At 56.5% G+C, this 22,044-nt stretch carries 24 protein-coding genes; 14 read left to right on the plus strand and 10 right to left on the minus strand.

The features are described 5' to 3' along the window. Positions 1–3: 3 nt before the first annotated feature. Both J2X43_RS17670 and J2X43_RS17675 read right to left on the minus strand, forming a co-directional pair. Entirely contained in the window at positions 4–987 is a 984-nt protein-coding gene (locus J2X43_RS17670; RefSeq protein ID WP_405049619.1) for a L,D-transpeptidase, read from the minus strand. A gap of 186 nt (positions 988–1,173) precedes the next feature. Next, positions 1,174–2,061, minus strand: coding sequence for an adenylate/guanylate cyclase domain-containing protein (locus J2X43_RS17675; RefSeq protein WP_112444217.1), 888 nt, complete (start codon positions 2,059–2,061; stop codon positions 1,174–1,176). Between the two features lie 190 nt (positions 2,062–2,251). On the opposite strand from J2X43_RS17675, the gene J2X43_RS17680 reads away from it, so the two are divergent. Continuing rightward, positions 2,252–3,091 (plus strand): DUF1932 domain-containing protein, encoded by an 840-nt coding sequence (locus tag J2X43_RS17680; protein WP_310295806.1) that lies wholly within the window; start codon positions 2,252–2,254, stop codon positions 3,089–3,091. Positions 3,092–3,268: 177 nt separating this feature from the next. Here the strand turns inward: J2X43_RS17680 and J2X43_RS17685 are convergent, their stop codons facing one another. The 4 genes from J2X43_RS17685 to J2X43_RS17695 form a co-directional block, all read right to left on the minus strand. Further along, positions 3,269–3,814, minus strand: coding sequence for a hypothetical protein (locus J2X43_RS17685; RefSeq protein ID WP_310296025.1), 546 nt, complete (start codon positions 3,812–3,814; stop codon positions 3,269–3,271). A 195-nt stretch (positions 3,815–4,009) separates the two neighbouring features. After that, positions 4,010–4,264 carry a hypothetical protein gene (locus J2X43_RS17690; protein ID WP_112444213.1) on the minus strand — a complete coding sequence of 85 codons (255 nt, stop codon included), beginning with the start codon at positions 4,262–4,264 and terminating at the stop codon, positions 4,010–4,012. A 61-nt stretch (positions 4,265–4,325) separates the two neighbouring features. Continuing rightward, a complete protein-coding gene (locus tag J2X43_RS31135) occupies positions 4,326–4,571 on the minus strand; it encodes a DUF982 domain-containing protein (protein WP_112444211.1) in 246 nt (81 codons plus the stop codon). A gap of 214 nt (positions 4,572–4,785) precedes the next feature. Beyond that, entirely contained in the window at positions 4,786–5,148 is a 363-nt protein-coding gene (locus J2X43_RS17695) for a hypothetical protein (RefSeq protein ID WP_162706086.1), read from the minus strand. A gap of 122 nt (positions 5,149–5,270) precedes the next feature. Between J2X43_RS17695 and J2X43_RS17700 the strand changes: the two genes are divergently transcribed. The 3 genes from J2X43_RS17700 to J2X43_RS17710 all read left to right on the plus strand — a co-directional run bounded on the left by J2X43_RS17700 (position 5,271) and on the right by J2X43_RS17710 (position 7,531). Next, positions 5,271–5,414, plus strand: a complete 144-nt coding sequence (locus J2X43_RS17700) for a DUF1127 domain-containing protein (protein WP_112390516.1) — start codon at positions 5,271–5,273, stop codon at positions 5,412–5,414. A 258-nt stretch (positions 5,415–5,672) separates the two neighbouring features. Continuing rightward, on the plus strand, positions 5,673–6,050 hold the full coding sequence (locus J2X43_RS17705) for a response regulator (protein ID WP_112390517.1): 378 nt from the start codon (positions 5,673–5,675) through the stop codon (positions 6,048–6,050). A gap of 791 nt (positions 6,051–6,841) precedes the next feature. After that, positions 6,842–7,531, plus strand: a complete 690-nt coding sequence (locus tag J2X43_RS17710) for an AprI/Inh family metalloprotease inhibitor (protein WP_310295808.1) — start codon at positions 6,842–6,844, stop codon at positions 7,529–7,531. An 80-nt stretch (positions 7,532–7,611) separates the two neighbouring features. On the opposite strand, the gene J2X43_RS17715 is transcribed toward J2X43_RS17710, so the two are convergent. Next, positions 7,612–8,652: a phosphatidylglycerol lysyltransferase domain-containing protein gene (locus J2X43_RS17715; RefSeq protein WP_310295810.1), complete on the minus strand. Its 1,041-nt coding sequence runs from the start codon at positions 8,650–8,652 to the stop codon at positions 7,612–7,614. A 144-nt stretch (positions 8,653–8,796) separates the two neighbouring features. Here J2X43_RS17715 and J2X43_RS17720 point away from each other — a divergent pair, with 144 nt between their 5' ends. From J2X43_RS17720 to J2X43_RS17735, 4 genes are all read left to right on the plus strand, one after another. Beyond that, positions 8,797–9,933 carry an NAD(P)/FAD-dependent oxidoreductase gene (locus J2X43_RS17720; protein WP_310295812.1) on the plus strand — a complete coding sequence of 379 codons (1,137 nt, stop codon included), beginning with the start codon at positions 8,797–8,799 and terminating at the stop codon, positions 9,931–9,933. A 180-nt stretch (positions 9,934–10,113) separates the two neighbouring features. Continuing rightward, positions 10,114–10,257 (plus strand): hypothetical protein, encoded by a 144-nt coding sequence (locus J2X43_RS17725; protein ID WP_162702755.1) that lies wholly within the window; start codon positions 10,114–10,116, stop codon positions 10,255–10,257. A gap of 322 nt (positions 10,258–10,579) precedes the next feature. Further along, positions 10,580–11,071, plus strand: coding sequence for a DUF892 family protein (locus J2X43_RS17730; RefSeq protein ID WP_310295814.1), 492 nt, complete (start codon positions 10,580–10,582; stop codon positions 11,069–11,071). Between the two features lie 110 nt (positions 11,072–11,181). Next, complete coding sequence (locus J2X43_RS17735) at positions 11,182–11,910, plus strand: Crp/Fnr family transcriptional regulator (RefSeq protein ID WP_310295816.1); 729 nt, start codon at positions 11,182–11,184, stop codon at positions 11,908–11,910. Positions 11,911–11,931: 21 nt separating this feature from the next. Here the strand turns inward: J2X43_RS17735 and J2X43_RS17740 are convergent, their stop codons facing one another. Further along, positions 11,932–12,456: a sigma-70 family RNA polymerase sigma factor gene (locus tag J2X43_RS17740; protein ID WP_310295817.1), complete on the minus strand. Its 525-nt coding sequence runs from the start codon at positions 12,454–12,456 to the stop codon at positions 11,932–11,934. A 320-nt stretch (positions 12,457–12,776) separates the two neighbouring features. Between J2X43_RS17740 and J2X43_RS17745 the strand changes: the two genes are divergently transcribed. The 3 genes from J2X43_RS17745 (at position 12,777) to ligD (ending at position 16,820) form a co-directional block, all read left to right on the plus strand. After that, on the plus strand, positions 12,777–13,010 hold the full coding sequence (locus J2X43_RS17745; protein ID WP_112386593.1) for a hypothetical protein: 234 nt from the start codon (positions 12,777–12,779) through the stop codon (positions 13,008–13,010). A gap of 17 nt (positions 13,011–13,027) precedes the next feature. After that, positions 13,028–13,411 carry a response regulator gene (locus J2X43_RS17750; protein ID WP_112386592.1) on the plus strand — a complete coding sequence of 128 codons (384 nt, stop codon included), beginning with the start codon at positions 13,028–13,030 and terminating at the stop codon, positions 13,409–13,411. Between the two features lie 754 nt (positions 13,412–14,165). Further along, positions 14,166–16,820, plus strand: a complete 2,655-nt coding sequence (gene ligD / locus J2X43_RS17755; RefSeq protein WP_310295821.1) for a DNA ligase D — start codon at positions 14,166–14,168, stop codon at positions 16,818–16,820. A gap of 158 nt (positions 16,821–16,978) precedes the next feature. On the opposite strand, the gene J2X43_RS17760 is transcribed toward ligD, so the two are convergent. After that, positions 16,979–17,170, minus strand: coding sequence for a CsbD family protein (locus J2X43_RS17760; protein ID WP_112386590.1), 192 nt, complete (start codon positions 17,168–17,170; stop codon positions 16,979–16,981). A 785-nt stretch (positions 17,171–17,955) separates the two neighbouring features. Between J2X43_RS17760 and J2X43_RS17765 the strand changes: the two genes are divergently transcribed. Beyond that, positions 17,956–18,267 carry a PepSY domain-containing protein gene (locus J2X43_RS17765; RefSeq protein ID WP_112386589.1) on the plus strand — a complete coding sequence of 104 codons (312 nt, stop codon included), beginning with the start codon at positions 17,956–17,958 and terminating at the stop codon, positions 18,265–18,267. A gap of 20 nt (positions 18,268–18,287) precedes the next feature. Continuing rightward, positions 18,288–18,899, plus strand: a complete 612-nt coding sequence (locus J2X43_RS17770; RefSeq protein WP_310295823.1) for a general stress protein — start codon at positions 18,288–18,290, stop codon at positions 18,897–18,899. Positions 18,900–19,342: 443 nt separating this feature from the next. Here J2X43_RS17770 and J2X43_RS17775 read toward each other — a convergent pair whose 3' ends face one another. Further along, on the minus strand, positions 19,343–19,891 hold the full coding sequence (locus J2X43_RS17775; protein WP_112386587.1) for a response regulator: 549 nt from the start codon (positions 19,889–19,891) through the stop codon (positions 19,343–19,345). A 272-nt stretch (positions 19,892–20,163) separates the two neighbouring features. Here J2X43_RS17775 and J2X43_RS17780 point away from each other — a divergent pair, with 272 nt between their 5' ends. Continuing rightward, positions 20,164–21,852, plus strand: coding sequence for an FAD/NAD(P)-binding protein (locus J2X43_RS17780; RefSeq protein WP_310295825.1), 1,689 nt, complete (start codon positions 20,164–20,166; stop codon positions 21,850–21,852). Positions 21,853–22,044 lie beyond the last annotated feature (192 nt).

Consider the following 22,044-nt stretch of genomic DNA (forward strand, 5'->3'; position numbering starts at 1 on the left):
ATTCTACTGGTCAAACTCGACAATGACCCCAGGTTTGACCATGCTGCTCAGCTCTTCGACGTCCCAATTCGTAAGCCGGACACATCCGTGAGAGCCGGCCTTGTCGATCAGTGACGGTTCTGGCGTACCGTGGATGCCGTAGGTCGGTTCCGAAAGATCGATCCAGACGGTGCCCACCGGGTTGTTAGGACCGCTCGGAAGTGTGAGTTTCGTCTTGTTCTTGCCTTGCTGAAAGTTGATTTTGGGATTGTAGACATATGGCGGATTGCGAGCCACGCCGTTGACCTTGTGCTTGCCTGAAGGGGAGGGATTATCCTCGCTGCCAATTGTCGCGGGATATATGGCCAGGACTTTGTCGTTCGCATCGTAGGCAACAAGCTCGCCTGCCTTGCGATGCGCCTCAATCCGCTTAACGTTTCCTGTTCGGGGAGCGCCGATTACGGCCACGGACAACGTTTCGCCAGGGACAAATTGCGCTGTCGGGTTCAGCGCATACATAAGGTCGACGTCCATATGGAAACGCTCAGCCAATTTTTCGGCGATGCTGGTGTACCCTAGATGGGTCATTTTTGCCTGTTCGGCGTAGTCTTTCGGAATCTCTGCAACGATGTCGTCGCCGTCATCAGGGGAAATGATGTAGGGCCCGACGACGCCCTTATCATCGGAAAGACGCGCTACAACGTCAGCGTCCAACTTCCCGTCGACCGGAAGTCCCTGCAGCATTTCGAATCCCGAGATGGCTTTCCGAACATTTGCGCCATCCAGTCCGTCAATGACCCCCGGAGATGCGCCAGCACGATCTAGCAACACCTGAAGGTAAATGGTCACGGGATCGGGCTGGTCGTTCGGCGCGCTTTCCTTGCTAATCTCAGACGAGAAGGATGAGAGATCAGCGTTATTAATCACCTCGCGCGATAAATCTTGAGCGTGAACTGCTCCCACCGACGCGAGGGAGATGACGGAGTTGAGAAGGAATGTTTTCATCATTGCGCCTAATGCTGCCAACCCCTCTGATGTTCCATCGTCGCTCACGATCACTGTCGTACGAACGCATGCATTCCATGCAGGTTGCTGCATCTGTTAGATTTTGAGGAGTAATGAAGTCTTGAAGCGATAAGACGTCATCTCGATCGATCCTCGCATGTTGCCCATCGTGCAATCGAGCTTTTGTCCTCACTGCGACTTCTGACCTGTAATAATCTCAGCAAGGCTTACAAATTTCCCGGTCGGATAGCGTCGAAGATAAGCTTCAATCATTTCCGGATTGCCGCTGTCGCGAACGCTTTCCCAAAACGACACCTCCACTGCGGGATCCTCGCTGGTCGTCGGGCCACGATCAAGGCGTGTCCGGGCGAGGTCGGCAAAGGTTCCGTTTGGATAGCGCTCAAGATAGATTCGAAGCTCTGCACCATCATCGTCGTCGCGGATCGACTCCCAGAACGCCACCTCGGCGGCGTCGCCCTCAACGACCATTGTCGCGTCCTTCGACGGCGAGTCGATGGATTTCGGCACTGACAGCATGGGGTCGTAGCCCGGGTCAAACAACACCTTAAATACGCGAATAGGCCGGGGAATGTTCTTGACGCTATGCTCCCCCATGTCCTCGAATTTGGCCGCGACCCGATCGCGGAGGTGATCGCGAACACCCCTCGTCACACAGATTCCGCCAATCTCGGCTAAGCCCTCAAGGCGCGCCGCGATGTTGACACCATCGCCAAAAATGTCTCCATCCTTGACCATCACGTCTCCGATGTTGATGCCAATGCGGAAATTCATCTGATGATCTGGCGCCTCATCGGCGTTCGCGCGGCCGATGGCAAGCTGAATTGCTATCGCGCAGTTGAACGCCTGGACGACGCTTGGAAATTCGGCAAGGACACTGTCGCCGGCCGTTCCGAATATCTGGCCGTTCGCACTTTCAATCAGCCCATCGACCACTGTCCGATGGCTTGTGAGTATTGCAAGGGTTCGCTCTTCGTTGACATGCATCAGCCGCGAGTAACCCTCGACGTCCGCGGCCAAAATCGCGGCGAGTTTTCGTTGCAGGGGTGGTGCTTCCAAGATCGATCCGATCCGACGGTTCGTGTTTTCAATAGAATGTGTAATCTCGCAAGGTTGTTCCGCGACATGGTCTAACGGCGATCTTTGCCCTAAAACGAATGTCCTTTAGCTGACAAGACCGGTTCCCCACGCTTGCACCAAACTCTGGCGCCTCTAGTTTCGAGATGAACAAGAACGCTGGAGAGATGCCGTGACGAAGATCGCAGTGATTGGAATGGGTGCGATGGGCAGTGCTGTGGCCAGGACACTGCTCTGCTCGGGCGCAGAGATCGTCACTCACCTTGAAGGTCGCTCGGCTCAAACACGAGAACGGGCGACGGCTTCGGGGATCAAGGACGCTGATCTAAAAGCACTGCTGGCGTCGGACATCATTCTGTCCATCGTTCCGCCATCACAGGCATTGGCTGTAGCCGAACAGATAGGCAGGCTAGCGCGTGCAGAGAAGTCTGTCGGCGTCTTTATTGACTGCAACGCCGTGTCGCCAGAGACGGTGGCCAAGGTTGCTGATGCTTCCGATCAAAGCGGCACGATCGTGCTGGATGGCTGTATCATCGGTGGACCGCCGGAGCCGGGCAAGTACGGCCCACGCCTCTATGTCAGCGGGGCAGCCGGGCAGGTTGTCCCGGTCCTCGTGGAATACGGTCTCGATGCTCGTTTGATAGATAGCGGCTTGGGTGCAGCCTCTGGCCTGAAGATGAGCTATGCGGGCATCAACAAAGGCTTGATTGGATTGGCGACCACGATGCTCTTGGCTGCGGCAAAGAGCGGAGCTGACAGGGCGCTCATGTCCGAACTGGCTGAAAGCCAGCCCCAGCTTTTGGCGAAGCTTTCGACAAGCATTCCTGATATGTATCCGAAGGCTTATCGCTGGGTGGCCGAGATGGAAGAGATCGCCGCCTTCCTCGGCGCGAATGCGCCTGGTGCAAGAGTATTTGATGGGATGGCGGCCGTTTTTCAGAAGATGGCGGTCGACAATTCGGGTGAGCAGGGACTGGCGGCATCTTTATCCGAAATGCTGGCGATGGGATAACCCGAGGGCAGTATCAATCGCTACGATGCACTCAGCAATGGGAACTTTGATGCCGGCAGCAACGGCCTCGGGGCCGTTCCGAACGCTAGCCAACGGTAGATCAGGCGGAATTGGAAGACGAATTAGAGGAGGGGCTCGAAGGCAGTTTCCCGGCCAGTGACCCTGTCTCGGCGACCGTCAGCAGCATCCCGAGCCGAGCCAGGGCTTCTGAGAACTGATAGATGCGGCCGATCCAAAGCAGTTGTCGTAGATCGCATCATCGATCTCGAGGCCGGTAGCAATGGCCCCGCAGACTGTTTGCGAGGTCGGCTGGCAGGACACCGCTCGCGATGGAGACGGACGATAGGGCCTCGATTGCGGCCCATCCATCGCCCGTTCAAAGAAGATTTCGCCCCCGATCAGGACTTGATCAATTCCTGTACCCGCTTCGTGTGTGTGCCTATGTCGAAAGACTTGGTGGTGACCTGCATGCCGGGTTCGAGATGACCATGCCCGAGAACCCCGGTTTCGGCATAGCCAGTCCACGAACATGACTTTGAGTTCGGGACGAAGCTCACACGCCGCGTCGGCGACCTGCCGGCCGTTCATTCCGTTCGGTAGCCCGACGTCTGTGATCAGGAGATCAATCCTCACGTCCGGACGCAGTATCTTTAATCCTTCCGGACCGTCACCGGCTTCCAACGTGCAATAGCCGGCGTCCCCGAGTACATCGACGACCAGCATGCGGACCAATGCCTCGTCGCCAATCACCAGTACGGTCTCTCCACTTTCGGACTGGAAGTCGCTAGGTTCTGCCTTTGCGGTGGCCGGACTGGCTTCCGCAGCCGCGTGACGAGGCAGGAAGATCGTAACGGTGGTCCCTTCCCCGACTGCGGAGTACTGGCTGACGATGGTTGGGAATACGCGATGGCCTGATGGTTATTCGGCGGCCCTGCTTCTAGGTCGCTCGATCACCTCTCGCCATCGCATCACGTAACCATTGACGATGGCTCTATTCACTCCGGAAGCCAGCAATCGTTTTTCGAGATCGTTCGGGTTGAATTGGCCGAGGGCGGTTCGCTCCGGGTAGTGTTTGAGAGTGTACCGAAACAAATCCTCCCAGCTGCGGCGAACTCCTATGGACTCGTCAGCCAAGTCTTCACGGCACAGATTAATGACCTCGATCAGCGTCACGATGTTCTCCAGTCCGCGGGTTCTTTCACCAGTCTTGCTGGTGCCCGGTGACGCTGCAATCTCAGTCCATAGAGATGTTTGCTTCCTTCGCGGCGGCGATAAATGCAAGCCGCGCGTCTTCGTGTGGCACCCTGCGATCCATCGCTGCGAGGCAGATTTCCTGGGCGGCCCAGAAAGCCTTTCCGGAAGTGACTGGCCATCGCGAAATCAGAAGGTCAAATGCGGTCCGCGTGTTCGAAACAGGTATAAAACCCGATCGTGGTCTGATTTGCACTACAACTGTCTTGGACCAGCCCGCCGAAGTCATGAGAGTCCAATGTCTCCGATGTCGATATCAGTCCGTAACACGTTCGGCGAACATACGTTCCGGATCCGGAGGGAACATTAGGGACGGCCAGCCCTTAGACAGAGATTGAATGGAGATCGTTATGTCGGACAAGAGCACGAAGACCGTTACCGCAACTTTTCAGGCTCGCGAGGGTGCCGACCTCGCTATCGAACATCTGGTCCAACACGCGGGGCTAGACCGCGCCGATATTTTTGTGGAACCCAGCGGCCACTCGAACAGCTCGGGAGTAATACCAAACGGTGGCGATGCTCCCTCGGTAAACCACGGCACTAGAATGGATGCTGCGCTCGGCGGCGAAATCATCGTCTCGGTAATGGTCAAAGCCGACCAGATACCGACCCTCCATCGCATCTTTGGCGACGCCGGCGCAATCCACGTTTCCAGTCGCTAGGGCTTCGCTGAAAGAAGGAGCGATCAGCGCGCTGCCGTTCTCATGGGACAGTACGCCGGCAGCGGCGGCAAATCTTCTGCCATGGTTGATCCACGCAACGCGGTGACTTGATGACTTTTTAATCAGGTTATGCGCTTTCTGCATGGCTGGGATCGCGCCTTAGCGCTGCAAAATTAGCCGGACCTCCATTACATAGTGGTCATCGAGACAAATGAAGCGCCAAGGACTGGCAGCTGTGTTTCGAAAGCCCACGAAAGGGGATAGTCATGAACGTAGCACGCACTCTGAAGAACTGGCGCAAGTATCGTCAGACGGTCTCCGAACTGGGCCGCATGTCCAATCGCGAACTCCACGATCTCGGTATTGATCGCAGCGACATCCGCAACATCGCACGTGCTGCCTCTCTCTAACCGATAGCGGACAGCCAATTCTGGAGCGCTTGCCGATATTCGGCGGGCGCTTTTTCATTATTCACTGATGTTTCAAATCGGCTTCTCGTCGTACCGGAATTTCTGGCGATATGCCCTGCGCGGCCCAACCTATTCTTCCAACGCAAAGACATATCTTTATTTTTATTGACAACTTGAACCCGAACCGCTTGAGGACAGTTATGTTCGCAACCGTACAATCGGTTGAGTTGGCCTACGACGTATTCTCACAGAGAAGAAATGGCAGCGAACATTAAACCTATCGCCGTGGTTGTCGTAGAAGACGAGCCACTCCTGCGGATATCGATCGCCGGTGAGCTTGAGGACGAGGGCTTCCTTGTGTTCGAGGCGTCTAACGCGGACGAAGCTATTGCCATCATTCAGGCGAATCCTACGATCCACGCTTTGTTCACCGACATCGATATGCCAGGCAGCATGGATGGGATTAAGCTCGCCGCCTTCGTTCGCGACAGATGGCCGCCGATCAAGATCATTTTGACGTCTGGGCATCATGACCTGGCGGGCAGTGCGTTTGACATAGATGGAAAATTTCTTCCCAAGCCATACAAGGCCACTGAGGTGGCAAATCATATTCGGCAAATGACGGCGATCTGCTGAGGGGGAGGTGGACCGTCGACCGCCTCGGATCAATCGGTCGCCGATGCGGTGTTCGTCCGCTAATGGACGATGTCAAAGTTAATTGGCAGTGCTGACCGATGGGCCTATGTTGGATCGTCGGTCGGAATGCAATGGCAGCGACCGCTTGGGAGTTGGTACCAGCTCTCGCCCCTCTAACAGGGAGGGCGATCTATGTCGGAGCTATTCCGCGCGATTTCGTTCAATGATGACGTGACCCCGGTATTCGAGGCCATGGCTGAGTACTGTGCAACGCACCGCGTCACTCCGGACAGCATGGAGGGATGCTCCTTGGCATCGCGCCTATTCGACCTTCTGCAGGCCGGATATACGACCAAAACCGAGTTGTTGGCTGCTTTGGGCGAGGCACGGCCATGTTAGTGGTTCGCACGATCCCCAACGCACCTCATCAATCTCTTCCCCCTATCACGGGGCAACCCATGAAACAGCAGCTGTTGATCTCATTCTTCGGGGAGGGAGTTTCGTCGGCAGGGTACCGAGCTCCGGACGACGGATTTTGAGGCTTTCATTTTGCACCGTCCTGGGCGTCCGGTTTAGCAGATACCAACCCTAGCTCCCAGAAGCTGTCAGGTTTCAGAAACGTCGTCCCACAGTGAGGTTTCGACCTCCCGTTTAGGGAAAAGTCCTCGCATCCTCGAAATCCATCGTATTGGCTAGCCCGCCAATGCTCGCCCAGAAGAGACGTCCACTCTGTACGGCGTCGGGCTAACGTGACACTTTGCGATCGACGCAACGAGGCGACGGGGGATTTCATGTTTGGGCTCCGAGGTATTTCTCTGGCAATTGTCAGTGCCTCACTCAGTATTTTTGCTTCACCCGCGCTGGCGCAGGTCAGCGACGACATCGTCGAGGCGACTACGGGGACCTGGCTCATCGCTTCCGCCGATGGTTCGCTCGGTTGCAGAGTGCAACTGTCAAAGGACAAGACGATCGGTGGATACGCGCTAACTGAAGAAAGTCCGTGCGGGCCGCCATATCATGACATGCTTGCTGCATGGGACTTTGCCGAACCTGGCATTGTCTTCCGCGATGCCACTCGGAAATCCGTACTCGGTTTCGAAGAACAGGAGGGCGGACCGTGGCGCACGCCGCTGGAGGTCGAGACGGCGGTCTACTTGGTGCCCGAACCAGGCACAATGGAAAGAGTACCCACCAAGAAGGCTGTTTCCGGAACGTGGGCTCTGTTGGATCGAAAAGGGAAGACACTATGCCATGTCACCCTACTTGATACTCCAGCGGCGGGCTACGACGATGCAAACGCCCTTGAACTCTCCAAAGACTGCAATGCCACTGTCCGAAAGACCAAAATTACCTTTTGGCAGATTTCCGAGATTTATCTGTCCTTCTCCGCAGGAGAGGAATCGTCTTACGGCTGGATGCCAGCTGCCGACGGCTTCGTGACCGATGATGGGAAGTACCGGCTTCAACGGGAGAAGAGGTAACACAACGACCGGACGGCGCGGTGACGATTGCCTCGCCCAGGATGGCTAATCCACCCGCTTTGAACTCGCAAAAAGCGTCCTTAGAGGGTTTTAAGAAGCCGAAGAAGAGCAAGAATCTCTAAGGGCGTCCGCCGTTTGAAGGCGATGTACATCGGTTCCTCGTCGCCATGGAACCTTCGTTTGAAGGCGGCTTGACCTTGGAGGTTGAAAATATGGGTATTCACAGCACGGGAGTCGAAAGCACGCTTGAACAGGCTTCTCCAAAATCCACTTTCCAAAAATCCGCTCCGCCCGATGGCCGCAAGAGGCGAGAGGCCTAATGTCACAACAGCGCGTCCTTCCTCCCGAAAGCGGTCCGCCGCGAACTTAGTCAGCCCGATTTCGGCGTGGGATGTCGTCCCCGTGAACTTCCGCTTGAAGGCGGCGGTATATCCAGTCACGGCGCCATTACTGAAGAGCGGATCGAAATCGAGGATTGCGACAGGACGGTTGTCCGGATCAAGGATGAGAAAGCGGCGCATGTCTGGTGACAGGGCACTTAAAAAAGGCCTGTTGAGGAAGCACATTTCCCGCCGGTTGACGATTCGACCCGATCTCCAGTCTTCTGAAACGGCTTCGATCTGCTCTTGCGTGGTCTTCGTCCCATCGCATTCTACTATCGAGAAGCCTTTTTTGATAAGCCAGCGCTCAGAATAACGTACGGTCTCGTTTCGCTTGCCAGCGAAGTCATGGGTGTCAAGTGTGAGACGGGTGTCCACGCCCATGCGATTGACGCGGTAACCGAGCCCAGCCAGCACGGAAGCCGTCTGCGCCCCGATCTGAACAAAACAGGGGCGGCCTGCGGCTTTCACAAAGCCTTCAATGTATTTGCGTCTTTCGATTGGGGCGGCCACCGGATCACCAAGGACAAAGGTGTGGCCCATCTTGGTGGCGTAGGCCAAGTATCCGCTATCATCGCCGTAATGGCGCAGGTTTCCTTGAACCGCTGTCGAATAAGCTAAGGAGAAATCTCCATGTTTTCGACAGAGATCGAGCTTTTCTTCGTTGGGATATGGCGTGTTCGGAAGGTTAGCCACGCGGCGATCGAACACTGAATCGATGAAACTGCGAACACCCGGCATCTCGAATCCCCCCGCTGGAAGCCAGCATCCTAGCAGTGCCAGAGGCAACATCAGTTACCTAACGCGAATACTGTTTTAGGGGATTCTAAAGGCGCTTTTGGCCGAACACTGTTGCTATTCGGCACGGCCGTGCGATGTTGTGTCATGGAATCCGATGACACAATCGAGAAGGCCGTGATCGTCGGGGGAGGACTCGCGGGACTGACCGCCGCGTACGAGCTCAAACGCGCAGGTATAGCTGCGCGTATCTTCGATAAAGATGATAAGATTGGTCAAACTTGGCTCGATCGCCATCCCCAGCTGTCTCTGAATACACACAGGAGCGTGTCCCACCTGCCGCGCTTGGAGTACCCCCGTGGAACGCCGGCCTTTCCACGAAGGACAGACGTAGCGGTTCATCTCCAGGAGTTCGCGCGACGGCACGATCTGTCCGTTGAGCACGGTGTGACGGTTTCAGACATTAGGCGAACTGACGACTGTTTCACAATGCAAATCAACGCCGCGTCGGTCCGGGCTCGGAACGTCGTCATCGCGACGGGCAGGGATCGCTACCCCGTCATGCCCATTTTGCAAGGGGGTGACGGCTACCGCGGCTTGCTGATCCACTCATCCCAATTCGGTGATGCCAAGCAGTACGAGGGAAAGCGGGTTCTGGTCATAGGCGGAGGCAATTCCGGTTTCGACGTCCTCAACCACCTTTCTAGGGTTCGTCCGGCCCAGACGTGGGTCTCAGTTCGTAGCGGCTCGACTATCCTACCGAAACGTTTGCATGGAATTGCAGTCCATCGATTGTCACCGTTGGTAGCCGCGCTGCCCTCGAAGGTCGCGGACGTTTCGATCGCCTTGACGCAGTTTTTGGCGTTCGGAAGCCTGGCGGACACAGGACTTCCAGCGGCCCACAAGGGTGCAGCGACGCGTCTCTCGAATGAACAAATCGCCATTCCTGTCGATGACGGGGCAATCCGCTCGATCAGGGACGGGCGGACGAAAGTCGTGTCGGAGGTCTTGGGATTTTCGGGAGACATGGTTTCCCTTGCGGACGGCACATCCATCGATCCAGAGATCATAATTGCCGCCACGGGATACGGCGCGGGCCTCGGAAGCCTAATTCCCGCCTTGGACGGAACGGAAGGGGTGAGTATTCGGCAGAGCAACGCCTACGAAGGCCTATGGTTTGTTGGTATGACACCGGGCCTAATCAGCTATTTTCACAATGTGCGGCGTGAGTCCCGTCAGATAGCCATTGCTATTCGCGCACGAAGATATCGTCAGTTCACCTAGACCTCGTCCAACGTGTTGTTGCCTTCAAAACGGGATCGCCCGAGCGATTGCCGTGGCCTGGCAGCGCCTGCTGCTCCTTTAGCCTCTTGTGGTTGTCCGGTGGCGGACGAAACTCGCGTATTAAGCCTCGGTTAAGGTTCGTTAGCAAACATGAATATATATTTGCAAATGGAGGTTTGAATGTCGCAGGCTCATCTGATCGATCATCTTGAAGCAGCCAAGAAACTTGCCGAACTCAGCGATCAACCGTTCGTCGCCTACTTGATAAAGATGGCAAAGGACGCCGCGATTAAGGCGGAGTCCGAGCGAAGACGGGTCGCGTAGATGGCTCTATTGCAAGGCGCTTGTCTGCCAGGCAGCTCTGCCTCAGAACCTAGCGCAGCTTGGCCTCACGACGGCTACTGGCGATTGAGTGGCAGGACCAGCCGTTTCGAAATTGCCCCACTGTCAACAAGCTGACCTAGTCGCGGCGTTGGAAGGAACTATCCATGGTGGTCCCAGTTAGGGAGTCCCAAGTGCCGGTCAGTCTTTAGTGACCGCTTGGTGGCGCAGGAGTGGATCGTTGTCTGTGAGGTTCGCTTAACATGCTCACTCATTTCGATGTCCCTACGTCGAACCCCCAACGACGATCAAAGGGAACGCGAAAATGGCAGGATCAAAACACCTTAGTGACCCCCTCTCCGAAACGATGAGGGACATTTATTTCGCGGAGAAGCAAATCCTCAATGCTCTTCCGAAGATGGCCGATGCTGCACAGTCGATGGAGCTGAAGGAAGCTTTCGAGACCCATCGTGCACAAACCGAAGTGCACGTCCAGCGATTGGAAGAAGCCTTCGAACTCCTCGGCAAGCCAGCCGATCAAAAGACCTGTAAAGCCATTCTCGGTATCATCGATGAAGGCAAAGAGGTCATGGAAGAACTTCAGGGGACCGACGCTCTCCACCCAGGACTGCTTGCCGGCGCGCAGGCAGTGGAACACTCCGAGATCAGCCGCTGCGGTACGATGGTGACCTGGGCCAAAACGCTCGGTCTGGATGAGGTTGCACACCTCCTTGCTCTCACTCTCAATGAGGAAGAGGAGACCGACGAGTTGCTGTCGGAAATCGCTGAAACGACCGTCAATGCGGCTGCGGCCTGACGGTTACGGCCGCGTGAAAACCGCAGCCGTCCATCTACGATGAGCGATGAGACATATTGCTCCACATCGACGCGACGTCTCGTGCTTTGACGCCTGGAGGTAGAGCGCTGTTGGACCACATCCGCCATTCGACCCAAAATCTGCTGCTACAAAGCATGCCGGACACCACATACGAGAGGTTGGCATCGCATTTCGAACGCATCGACTTGCCAGCCAAACACCGATTGGAAGTGGTCCACCAGCCGATAGACTTCGTCTACTTTATCGAGAGCGGGCTCGCTTCCGTTGTCGCCCAAACACGCGATGGTCTGCAGATCGAGGTTGGCCTCATTGGTCGTGAAGGTTTCACAGGCGCGTCGCTTCTCTACGATGACGACCAAACTCCATTCGAGTGCTATATGCAGGTGCCTGGCGAAGGGGTTAGAATAGCGACGCCGATTTTTGCAGCCGCCGTCTTCCAGTCTCATCAACTGAGACGGTCGCTCTTGCGCTATGCGCGGTCCGCCACCATTCAGCTTGCCTACACAACGCTTTGCAATGGCAAGACCCATATCGACCAGAGGTTGGCGCGTTGGCTGCTCATGGTCCACGACCGCATGCTGTCAAGCGCATTTCCTCTGACGCATGAGTTCCTATCTGTCATGCTGGGGGTGAGGCGTCCGAGCGTGACCGACGCGCTTCACGTCCTCGAAAAGCACGGTCTCATCGGCACAAGCCGCTCTATGATCACAATTAAAAATCGCGAGGCTCTCATTCTCTTTGCAGGGAGCACATATGGTCCAGCCGAACGAGAATACCTGAGACTGACTGGGCAGACCCTGGGGCAACGACGCTGGTAAGGTTCCTTTGACGCTTGCTTGTCACGAAGCTGCAGTCGCCTCCCCCACACTGGCATCTCCCAAAAGGTCGGCCAAGTGGTGGCGAGCCCGAGAAACCCGGCTTTTTATCGTCCCGATTTCGCAACCGCCGGAGTGTGCAGCTTCAATATAAGACACACCGGCGGAGACAAGCATCAGTGCCTCACGCTCGTTGCTGGAAAGACGAAGCAGCGCTGTATTCACGTCAATTGCACGCATTTTCCAGTCCTGACTGGCTGCCACCGGCACATCTTGCAATGCCACGTCGGAAATCAGACCGCAGCTTTCGCGTTTAGCAGCCTTGTATCGGGTGGCGTAAAGGTTGCGCATAATGGTGAACATCCAGGATTTCATGCTCGTTCCGGCAGAGTACTGATCCAGATGTTCAATGGCACGCTTTAGCACTTCTTGAACGAGGTCGTCGGCGTCGTTTTCGTTGGATGTAAAGCGGTAAGCAAATTTCCGTAGAGCCGGCATCAGTTCGACGATTTCGCGGCTACGCGCTGCGCTTGCTGGTAAGTGTAGCATTGACGATCTCCCAAAGAGCCACAACGCAGTGCCCACGTGGACGTTCCCGCCGATTTACGTACGATAGCGAACGCATTTACTTTGTCTCGCCTCAGTTTTACGAATTTGAATTGGTCAATTACGCTTTAATTGTAATAACTTATGGAGTGATATAGCAGGCTTCTCTATGCAAGGGGCTCTTTCTCGAAGCGAATAACATGTCCGGAAACGGACAATTCATGCCAAATAACTGGTAATTCGGTGTATCCGGAACATCGGCCGCTGCTACAGGCCGGCCGATTGGGAGAGAACACGCGCGCTCGGCAACAGAAAGCGACACCATGTTAATCGATGACCTCACAGATGCAGAACAACTTCAGCTTTTTCAAGATGTTTTCACCGAGTGGGCCGAGGCTACGGGTAACTCGCTCGAAACACAGCTGGCCAAACAGGCGGCTTCAATTGCCCTCAATCTGATCGCCTTCGGAGCCGCCACTCGCGAGGCGCTCAGCGCCGACCTGCATCGGTCGATGGAAGTCATCTCCTCTGCATCAAACGATAACATCCAGTCATAGTCTTGAGAGGATTGTTGATGACCTTTAGCGACCTAATAGGCAAACACGTCCTTGTCGTCGACGACGACTATCACCGGGCCAGCGAAACAGTGCTTTCCCTAGAAGATCAAGGAAGCGAAATCGTAGGTCCTTATCCGAATGTGCCGGAAGCAATCGAGGTTATCAATCACGCGGTCGTCGATGCCGCCGTTGTCAGTGTTCGGGTCCAACTCGCAGGCGTGGTTTCCCTAGCTGATCGACTGCTCGCCCATCGGATCCCCTTCGTCTTCATAACAGAAAACGACGAACCGCAGCTGCTACAGCGTTTTGGCAAGGTGCCGGTTTTGAAAGAGCCTCTCAAGCAGGAGCAAATGGTGATCGCATTGGCCGTCGCGGTGGCCCAGTCAGCGACCCGCCATTGACGCTCGTTCATAAGTGAACTTGGAAATGCAGAACATTCGCCGTACTACCTCACGGCGTCACCCCCAGCATCCACCGATGGGCGTATGTTGGATCGTCGGTCGGAATGCAGTGGCAGCGACCGCTTGGGAGTTGATACGAGCTCTCGCCCCTCTAACAGGGAGGGCGATCTATGTCGGAGCTATTCCGCGATTTCGTTCAAGGATGACGTGACCCCGGCATTCGAGGCCATGGCAGAGTACTGCGCAACACACCGCGTCACTCCGGACAGCATGGAGGGATGCTCCCTGGCGTCGCGCCTCTTCGACCTAGCAGGCCGGATATACGAGCAAAACCGAGTTGCTCACTGTATTGGGCAAAGCGCGCAAATCTCAGTGTCTCCTACGGTTCCGACGCACCCAACGAATTTCCACCGATTATGGGACGAAGAATGAAACAGTCGGCTGTTGATCTTATCCTTCGAGGAGAGCGATTCGTCGTTCGGGTGACCGAGCAGGATTTTACAGGCATTCACTTTGCACTTTCCTGGGTGTCAGGATAAAGCGTGCGCCTCGGCCTGCGGCTGCCCGGCCAGCCCGTCTTAAGCTTAGAATCGTAGTCGTAGCGTGCCGTACCCCGCCAGTAATAATTTTCTCAAGTGCAAGGCTGACTCGTTCCCCCTGGCCGAATGGTGAATGCAAATCGCCCGCACCCCCGGTGGGGAACCTTGATTAAGGTTGGGACATTTCGACTGTTCATCAACACGGAAAAGACGCCATGGCTGACAATCTTTCCAAGTACCGCGCCAAGCGAGATTTCAATAAGACCGCTGAGCCCAGCGGGGAGACTACCATTAAGTCGTCAAACCGCCTGCGTTTCGTCATTCAAAAGCATGATGCGACCCGTCTCCACTATGACCTACGCCTCGAACTCGACGGCGTTTTCAAATCTTGGGCTATCACCAAAGGACCGTCGCTCAATCCCCAGGACAAACGATTGGCCGTCGAGGTCGAGGATCATCCCCTCGACTACGGTGATTTTGAAGGCACCATTCCAAAGGGACAATATGGTGGCGGCACTGTCATGCTATGGGACCGTGGATACTGGGAACCAGAAGGAAACAAGAGCCCAGAACAAGCCTTGGCGAAAGGCGATTTCAAGTTCACCCTCGATGGCGACCGCCTTCACGGTAGCTTTGTTCTCGTTCGAATGCGTGGCAAGGAAGGTGAAAAACGTACCAACTGGCTGCTGATCAAGCACCATGACGATTATTCGGTCGAGGAAGATGGCGCAGCAGTGCTCGACGATAATGATACGTCGGTAGCGTCGGGGAGGACGATGGAAGCGATTGCTTTGGGAAAGGGCCGAAAGCCGAAAACGTTCATGACAACAGGAAGTGCCGTTGGGGCAGACGCCGTCTGGGATAGCAGCGAAGGACTTGCCAATGAAGGTCGGAAAGCCGGAACGAACACCAAGGCTAAAGCAGATCGCAAAGCTGCTGTCTCTGACATGCCTGAGTTTGTGGAGCCGCAGCTGTGTGAAACATTGGAGCGGCCGCCAACGTCCTCCGGCTGGATTCACGAGATCAAGTTCGACGGATACCGCATACAGATGCGCATTCAGGACGGCGAGGTGGCTCTGAAGACTCGGAAGGGATTGGACTGGACATCCAAGTATCCTGCTATCGCTCATTCGGGATCAAATCTGCCCGACGCGATCATTGACGGAGAGATTTGCGCCCTTGATGAGCATGGCGCCCCGGATTTTGCGGCGCTGCAGGCCGCCCTTTCGGAAGGCAAGACCGATGACCTTGTCTACTTCGCTTTCGATCTGATGTTTGAAGGTGCCGAAGACCTCCGCGAGCTTCCGTTGTCAGGGCGCAAGGAGAGGTTGGCGACATTGTTGTCCGACGCTGGTGATGATCCGCGCCTGAGGTTCGTCGAACACTTCGAGACCGGCGGAGACGCTGTTTTGCGGTCAGCATGCAAGCTTTCTCTTGAAGGGATCGTCTCGAAGAAGGCCGACGCCGCCTATGAATCAGGGAGGACGAAAACCTGGGCTAAGTCCAAATGCCGGGCAGGGCACGAGGTCGTCATCGGAGCATACGCGACCACGAGCGGTAAGTTCCGGTCGCTGCTCGTCGGTGTCAATCGCGGTAGTCATTTCGTCTACGTGGGTCGGGTAGGAACGGGCTACAAGGCCAGCGTCGTCGCCGAGCTGCTGTCGCGCCTCAAGAAAATGGAAGCATCAAGGTCACCGTTCACCGGGATTGGCGCACCGAAGAAGACCCCGGATATTGTGTGGCTTAAGCCAGAACTGGTCGCGGAAATTGAGTTTGCCGGCTGGACCGCTGATGGACAGGTCAGGCAAGCAGCGTTCAAAGGGCTGCGTGAGGACAAGCCAGCACGCGAGGTGGAGGCTGAGAAGCCAGCAAAACCGGCGGCGACCGATGTCCCGGACCCGACAACCGACAAGCCAACGACACCGAAGCCATCAAAATATCGGAAGGGCGCGAAAGTCGACGTCATGGGCGTTTTGATCTCTAGCCCAGACAAAGCCCTGTGGCCTGACGCTCTCGATGACGACCCGGTTACGAAGGTCGATCTGGCGAAGTATTACGAAGCCGTTGGCCCATGGCTCATCGAACACATCGAGGGACGGCCATGCTCGATCATCCGGACGCCGGATGGGATTGGCGGAGAGCAATTCTTCCAGCGCCATGCCATGCAGGGGACCTCCAACCTCATCGAACAAGTGAAGGTCAAGGGCGACAAGGCACCCTACCTGCAGATCGACCGCGTTGAAGGGTTGGCAGCAATCGCGCAGATTGGTGGCACCGAGCTTCATCCATGGAACTGTGAGCCAGGCCAGCCGGAAGTACCGGGTCGCCTGGTGTTCGACCTCGATCCCGGTCCTGACGTCGATTTCTCGACCGTCGTTGAAGGGGCACGGGAAATTCGGGACCGGTTGGAGGAACTGGGCCTCGTCAGTTTTTGCAAGACGACTGGAGGAAAGGGCCTCCATGTGGTGACGCCGCTATTGGTGCCGAAGGGCAAGAAGCTGTCATGGGATGAAGGTAAGGCGTTTGCACATGATGTCTGCCAGGAGATGGCAAGGGATAGTCCGGACCTCTACCTCATTAAGATGTCCAAGGCTCAGAGGAATGGCCGCATCTTCCTGGACTACCTGCGCAATGATCGAACTTCGACCGCAGTCGCACCGCTTTCGCCGCGCGCTCGTCCTGGTGCGACCGTGTCGATGCCGCTGAACTGGACACAGGTGAAGGCAGGTCTCGACCCAAAGCGATATACCATCCGTACCGTGCCGGGGCATTTAACGAACAGCAGCGCGTGGGAGGGTTACTGTGATAGTCAGCGCTCCCTCGAACAGGCGATGAAGCGACTAAGTAGAGGAAAGACGAGAGCCGTATAGCATATCGAACGTCAGGTCATTCGAGTGTCCATCGCTGGAAGGAGGACCGTTGGCAGCAACGCAGGCAACCACTATGCCGACAGTCTCGCACGCGGACGGTAACAAAAAAGGCCCACCGGGTAGCACCTCTGGTGGGCCTTCTTCACGCCAACAGAAGCTTACGCTTTGTCGACAACCTTCTTGACTGCATCCTTGGCTTCACCTTTGGCCTGCTGCGCGTCGCCCTTGGCTTCCTGCGCAATACCGTTGGCTTGCATCTCGCGGTCGCCAGTGGCTTTGCCGACACCCTGACGGGCTTTGCCTGCGAGTTCGTTCGCCTTACCGGAAACCTTGTCAGCTGTGCTGCCCATCGAATTTCTCCTTTTCAGAACCTGAATTGTATCAGTGGGATGTCAACGGCAGTCTCAAGAGATTGTTCCATCAGGCACTCCTTTGATGCTCCGGCTGATGGATCTGACCACACTGCATGCACAGCCGATTTGATCTTCAACAAAACTCGTCAGGAAGGGGGCTGAAGTGTGACGTTAAGCTTCGACGATTCCGGCACCCTCGCCGCGACCGGCTACGGTGTAGAGGTTTCGCTCAGAAACGGCACTCTGCAGAGTACGATCAGGTCGTCAACGTCGAGGGCATCGGCCGGCCACCCGTGAGCTCTTCGTCTCTGGTGAGGAGGAGCCTCGATGACTCAATGTGACAGTGGGCGATTCATAGGTCGGGGTGACGGGGACGAAGTCTCTGCCAGAAGTATCGCTAGTCAAAGTTCGGGGCGTGCTAACCGGCGACGCGGCATGGTGCGCCACGCGCTTTGCAGGGATCGGGCCCACACTTTCGACTGTCGGCGAAATAAACCCGGTAGCCTACGTCGAGAAGGGCAGGGTGCGCCGAAGTTCGCTCAAAAATCTGCAGAGACCCATGTCGCCCTGCGGCGAACCACCTTTGCGAGCCGTCCACGCCCGGCCTTGGGCAACTCTGCTCGGAACGCTGTTCACGTCAAGCGCGACGGTTTCGAACTGCTTGAAAGCGCGTCCATCTCGCATAGTGTTCAAGAAACGAGTTGCAACAGCCTCGCGAACAAATCATTGGAACTTCTAGGTTTTCAACGTGTTTCCGTTCCACCCAACAGGAGGTAACACCAATGAAGAAAATCACCCTTCTCACCGCGAGCCTTGTGCTTGTAGCATCTGCCGCTTTCGCACAGAGCCAGACGCCAACCACCTCGCAGACGACGCCTGCGGTCAACACCGAGCAGAACCCTGGCGCCCCAGTCGCTGGCAAAAACAGCTTCACCGAAGATCAGGCAAAATCGCGGATCGAGGAAGCCGGTTACAAGGATGTATCCGGCCTGAAGCTGGACGACCAGGGCGTCTGGCGCGCGACCGCTTCCAAGGATGGCAAGCCAGCAATGGTCTCTTTGGACTTCCAGGGCAACGTCACGCTCGCCAAATAAAACATAACGGAGAAATTCCCATGAAAACCACGATCACAGGACTTTACGACCATTACGACGACGCCAAGGCAGCCGTGAAGGCGCTCGAAGAGGCCGGCGTCCCCTCGGACGATATCAGCATTGTCACCAATAAGGCCAATGGCGACCCCGATATCCAGGGGCAGGGCAACCGAGCGGGCGAAGGTGCAGGCACCGGCGCCGGTATCGGCGCAGTCGCGGGGGGCGCAGGTGGCCTCCTGACAGGCCTCGGCATGCTTGCGATTCCCGGCGTCGGCCCCGTCGTTGCTGCTGGCTGGCTTGCTGCGGCTGCAGCCGGTGCGGTTGCTGGTGCGGTTGCGGGCGGCGCAGTTGGCGGTATTGTCGGCGCAATGATTGATTCCGGCGTGCCGGAGGAGGACGCGAACTTCTACGCAGAGAGTGTTCGTCGTGGCGGCTCCGTCGTGACAGCCCGTGTCGAAGATGACCAACGTGCACCTGCCGAGGCGATCCTCAACTCGTCGCGCGTCGATGTCGCCGCTCGCCGTGCGAGCTACACCGAGCAGGGTTGGACACGCTTCGACGAAGCTGCGGATCCCTACACGCCGGCGCAGATCGCCGCTGAACGCGACCGGTATCGTGACAATCGTCTGTAACCACATCAACACAAAAAGGGGAAGCCTCGCAGCCTATGCGGGGCTTTTCTTACAGGAACGCCGTAGCGCCCTCGTTTCCTCAGCTGCTCCCGTGTCGACTGGTCAATCAGAACGAGTTCCCGATCGCCGCATGCCTTCGCTCGTGAAGTGGACGCACGAACCTGTCCGCCACCGAGCGACCTGACCAGACCCCACCATTGTTGTCCTATAGCGTCGAGGACGACCGAACGACTCCAACCACTGGCGTCAGGTTCGCCGATCGAATGGCTTGGGACGCGACAGAGGTCACGGCAGCTCCTCTCAATTGGGGCGCAGAACTTCCGACCAAGCGGCCGCGTCTATCAAGCTTCCATCGTGGGATGGTTTTGCCGTTGGTCGAGTGGCGTCACTCCGACGGCTCGGGATCGATCGTTGAGCAACTTCTGGGGAAGTTTCCGCGCTGGCTAACCGCCGGAAGCAATCAGTCCAAGCAGTTCAAATCCCGATGCCGGCTTTGCGAGAAACGAAATGCCAAGTTCGTCATCGTGATGGGCAAGCGTGATCAATCCGGACGTGACGATGATTCTGATTTGAGGCCAGCGAGTGCGAACCGTCGCAGCCAGACCTAGGCCGTCCACACTTCCGGGCATATCGACGTCCGTGAAGAGAATATCGATCTTGTTATTTCTGAGGTGAATAAGGGCTTCGTCGGCGTTCGCTGCTTCAAACGTACTATGTCCTGCCTCATCAAGGAAATCGACAAAGTTGTAGCGGAGCTGGGGCTCGTCCTCAACGATAAGGACGCTGTGGCTCATTGCGAAACGGTCCGGCGTGTTTGGGCGTGCGCGTGAGATTACCTCTGCACCATCCTTCGAGGCGCGTGTCAGCTCAAGCAGATCACGTTCGAGCACGGCCTGTGCCCAGTGTTTATCGTCCTGCCCAAAGGGACGTCCAGCTTGCTCCCAAAGAGCATAGGCACGTGCGGCGGTCCAATCGTTTCTATTTTGATCCATAGCTAGGTCTCGCAAGCGTGAAGTGGGCATGTGTGCCGGAAATCCAAAAGCGGTCAGCGAGGACTGCTGCTGCCCCCGTTTGCACAGGCGGAGAAAAATGCGGAAGCCTTGATTTGGTTCCGCGAATTTCCGAGTACTTGACGCGATTCCGGGGGCCTGTGAGAGAACGTGTTCACAGTCGGATCAGGAGACATCGGAACCATGTGGATCAGCCCACGTTCCTTACTCCCCAACTTCCTCCGCCCATTCTGGCGCGACTATCGAAAGACTTTATGACACGGATAGCTATTATCGGATCGGGTCCAACTGGCATTTATGCGTTGAAGGGCCTCATCGCGTCGGAGAGGCCGCTTTCCATTACGATCTTCGAGGAGACGCCAGATGCCGGGAAGGGGACGCCGTACCATCCGGCCGTAAACGACCGCGCGATGCTGGCCAACATCGCTAGTATCGAGATCCCGCCGATCTGCGAGAGCCTTGTCGATTGGCTTAGCTCCAGAACTGACGATGAGCTGCGCGTACTGGGCATAGAACGACGAGCGATTGGTGACCGTGAGTTCTATCCCCGCGTCGTGCTTGGGGACTATTTTGCAGACCAGTTTTGGATGCTTGTGAAGCGCGGGATTGCGGCGCGTCACGCCATCGACGTGAAAGCCGGTCACAAAATCCTCGATATCAAGCTCGGGAGAGACGATATCTCCCTGTCATTCGCACGTCGCGGCGGCGAGGCTGGCGAAGCCCAATTCGGTCACGTCATAATGGCCACAGGTCATGACTGGCCGGAAAACACCGAGGTCGCACCAGGCTACTTCTCGTCTCCATGGCCCGCCGACGCGATCCGGCGGATTGGGCCAGTCGAGGTGGGTGTCCTCGGGACCTCGCTGAGCGGAATCGACGCCGTCGTTTCCGTGGCCACAGCCCATGGCATGTTCCTTCGTGACGAGGATGATACGCTCCACTATCAACCAGAGCCCGACAGCGAGGGTTTTCACCTCACCATGATGTCACGCAAGGGATTGCTTCCGGAAGCGGATTTCTACTGTCCAATTCCCTACAGGCCTCTTGTCGTGTGCACGAAGAGCGCTGTCGAAAGACTGATTTCCGACGTTCCCGATCGTCTCCTGGACGAGGTCTTCGAACTCTTCAAACAGGAGATTGTCCTGACCGATCCGGACTATGCCGCAAGGATAGGACTGGGACTGTCGACGGTCGAGGATATCGCCGACAGGTATTTCCGGGTCCGTGAAGAGGCAGACCCGTTCGTGTGGGCGGCGAGAAATCTCTCTGAGGCAAAAGCTAACAAGGCAACTCGCTCGACAGTAGAATGGCGCTATGCGATCCTGCGCATGCATGAGGTCGTCGCCCTCGCTGTGCCCCACTTTAATGACAGCGACCTAAAGCGTTTCCACGAGCACTTCAAAACGGTGTTCGTTGACGACTATGCTACCGTCCCCCACCAATCCGTCGAACGCCTACTGGCCCTGCACAATGTCGGCAAACTTCATGTGCGCGCCTTAGGCGACGATTACGATATCCAACGCACCGACGACGAACCTGGTACCATCGTCAGCACGGACACCCTGAGTATGAGCTTTTCGGCGTTCATTGACGCCACCGGCCAGCATGCACTGTCGGCATCGGACCTTCCGTTCCCGAGCCTGCGGCGCGCCGACGTCTTGAAGGACGCACAGACCACAATTCGGGAATTGGACAAGGCCAACGCTTCTTTCCGTAGGACCGGGGGCATCGACATCGATGAAGACTTTCGGCCGCGCGTCGGACCAGACCTGACCAATCATCTCTACTGCGTCTCCGTACCGTTTCTCCTTCACAAGCTTCCCTTCGTCCAGGGAATCACCAGCTCGCATGAACTCGGGAAGCGAGTGGCGCGCGCCATCCTAGCCTCAATCAGCAGGGACGAGCGGTTGTTTCAGTTCGACGGCTCCAGGGAAGCCACGTAGACCACTACAGTGACCGAAACTACTCCCTCGCGGATAACGGCGCCATAGATTTCGAACCGACGGCCGCGCCCTCTGACTATGGCACGCAACAAGTCGGGGTCTTCATTCCTGATTGCAAGCATATTGATGGCGCAGCGTTTGGTCATCTCGATGACCGTTCCGCTGTAAGAGCCGGCTTCCGGGTGACCGAAC

It is taken from the genome of Rhizobium sp. BE258 (assembly GCF_031457345.1).
Taxonomy (GTDB): domain Bacteria; phylum Pseudomonadota; class Alphaproteobacteria; order Rhizobiales; family Rhizobiaceae; genus Rhizobium.

What these genes read in the sequence shown, in the direction of transcription:
- J2X43_RS17670 (WP_405049619.1), bottom strand. Translation starts at nt 987, where the DNA reads ATGATGAAAACATTCCTTCTCAACTCCGTCATCTCCCTCGCGTCGGTG.
- J2X43_RS17685 (WP_310296025.1), bottom strand. Translation starts at nt 3,814, where the DNA reads ATGCTGGTCGTCGATGTACTCGGGGACGCCGGCTATTGCACGTTGGAA.
- J2X43_RS31135 (WP_112444211.1), bottom strand. Translation starts at nt 4,571, where the DNA reads ATGACTTCGGCGGGCTGGTCCAAGACAGTTGTAGTGCAAATCAGACCA.
- J2X43_RS17695 (WP_162706086.1), bottom strand. Translation starts at nt 5,148, where the DNA reads ATGCAGAAAGCGCATAACCTGATTAAAAAGTCATCAAGTCACCGCGTT.
- J2X43_RS17700 (WP_112390516.1), top strand. Translation starts at nt 5,271, where the DNA reads ATGAACGTAGCACGCACTCTGAAGAACTGGCGCAAGTATCGTCAGACG.
- J2X43_RS17705 (WP_112390517.1), top strand. Translation starts at nt 5,673, where the DNA reads ATGGCAGCGAACATTAAACCTATCGCCGTGGTTGTCGTAGAAGACGAG.
- J2X43_RS17710 (WP_310295808.1), top strand. Translation starts at nt 6,842, where the DNA reads ATGTTTGGGCTCCGAGGTATTTCTCTGGCAATTGTCAGTGCCTCACTC.
- J2X43_RS17715 (WP_310295810.1), bottom strand. Translation starts at nt 8,652, where the DNA reads ATGCCGGGTGTTCGCAGTTTCATCGATTCAGTGTTCGATCGCCGCGTG.
- J2X43_RS17720 (WP_310295812.1), top strand. Translation starts at nt 8,797, where the DNA reads ATGGAATCCGATGACACAATCGAGAAGGCCGTGATCGTCGGGGGAGGA.
- J2X43_RS17725 (WP_162702755.1), top strand. Translation starts at nt 10,114, where the DNA reads ATGTCGCAGGCTCATCTGATCGATCATCTTGAAGCAGCCAAGAAACTT.
- J2X43_RS17730 (WP_310295814.1), top strand. Translation starts at nt 10,580, where the DNA reads ATGGCAGGATCAAAACACCTTAGTGACCCCCTCTCCGAAACGATGAGG.
- J2X43_RS17740 (WP_310295817.1), bottom strand. Translation starts at nt 12,456, where the DNA reads ATGCTACACTTACCAGCAAGCGCAGCGCGTAGCCGCGAAATCGTCGAA.
- J2X43_RS17745 (WP_112386593.1), top strand. Translation starts at nt 12,777, where the DNA reads ATGTTAATCGATGACCTCACAGATGCAGAACAACTTCAGCTTTTTCAA.
- J2X43_RS17750 (WP_112386592.1), top strand. Translation starts at nt 13,028, where the DNA reads ATGACCTTTAGCGACCTAATAGGCAAACACGTCCTTGTCGTCGACGAC.
- ligD (WP_310295821.1), top strand. Translation starts at nt 14,166, where the DNA reads ATGGCTGACAATCTTTCCAAGTACCGCGCCAAGCGAGATTTCAATAAG.
- J2X43_RS17760 (WP_112386590.1), bottom strand. Translation starts at nt 17,170, where the DNA reads ATGGGCAGCACAGCTGACAAGGTTTCCGGTAAGGCGAACGAACTCGCA.
- J2X43_RS17765 (WP_112386589.1), top strand. Translation starts at nt 17,956, where the DNA reads ATGAAGAAAATCACCCTTCTCACCGCGAGCCTTGTGCTTGTAGCATCT.
- J2X43_RS17770 (WP_310295823.1), top strand. Translation starts at nt 18,288, where the DNA reads ATGAAAACCACGATCACAGGACTTTACGACCATTACGACGACGCCAAG.
- J2X43_RS17775 (WP_112386587.1), bottom strand. Translation starts at nt 19,891, where the DNA reads ATGGATCAAAATAGAAACGATTGGACCGCCGCACGTGCCTATGCTCTT.
- J2X43_RS17780 (WP_310295825.1), top strand. Translation starts at nt 20,164, where the DNA reads ATGACACGGATAGCTATTATCGGATCGGGTCCAACTGGCATTTATGCG.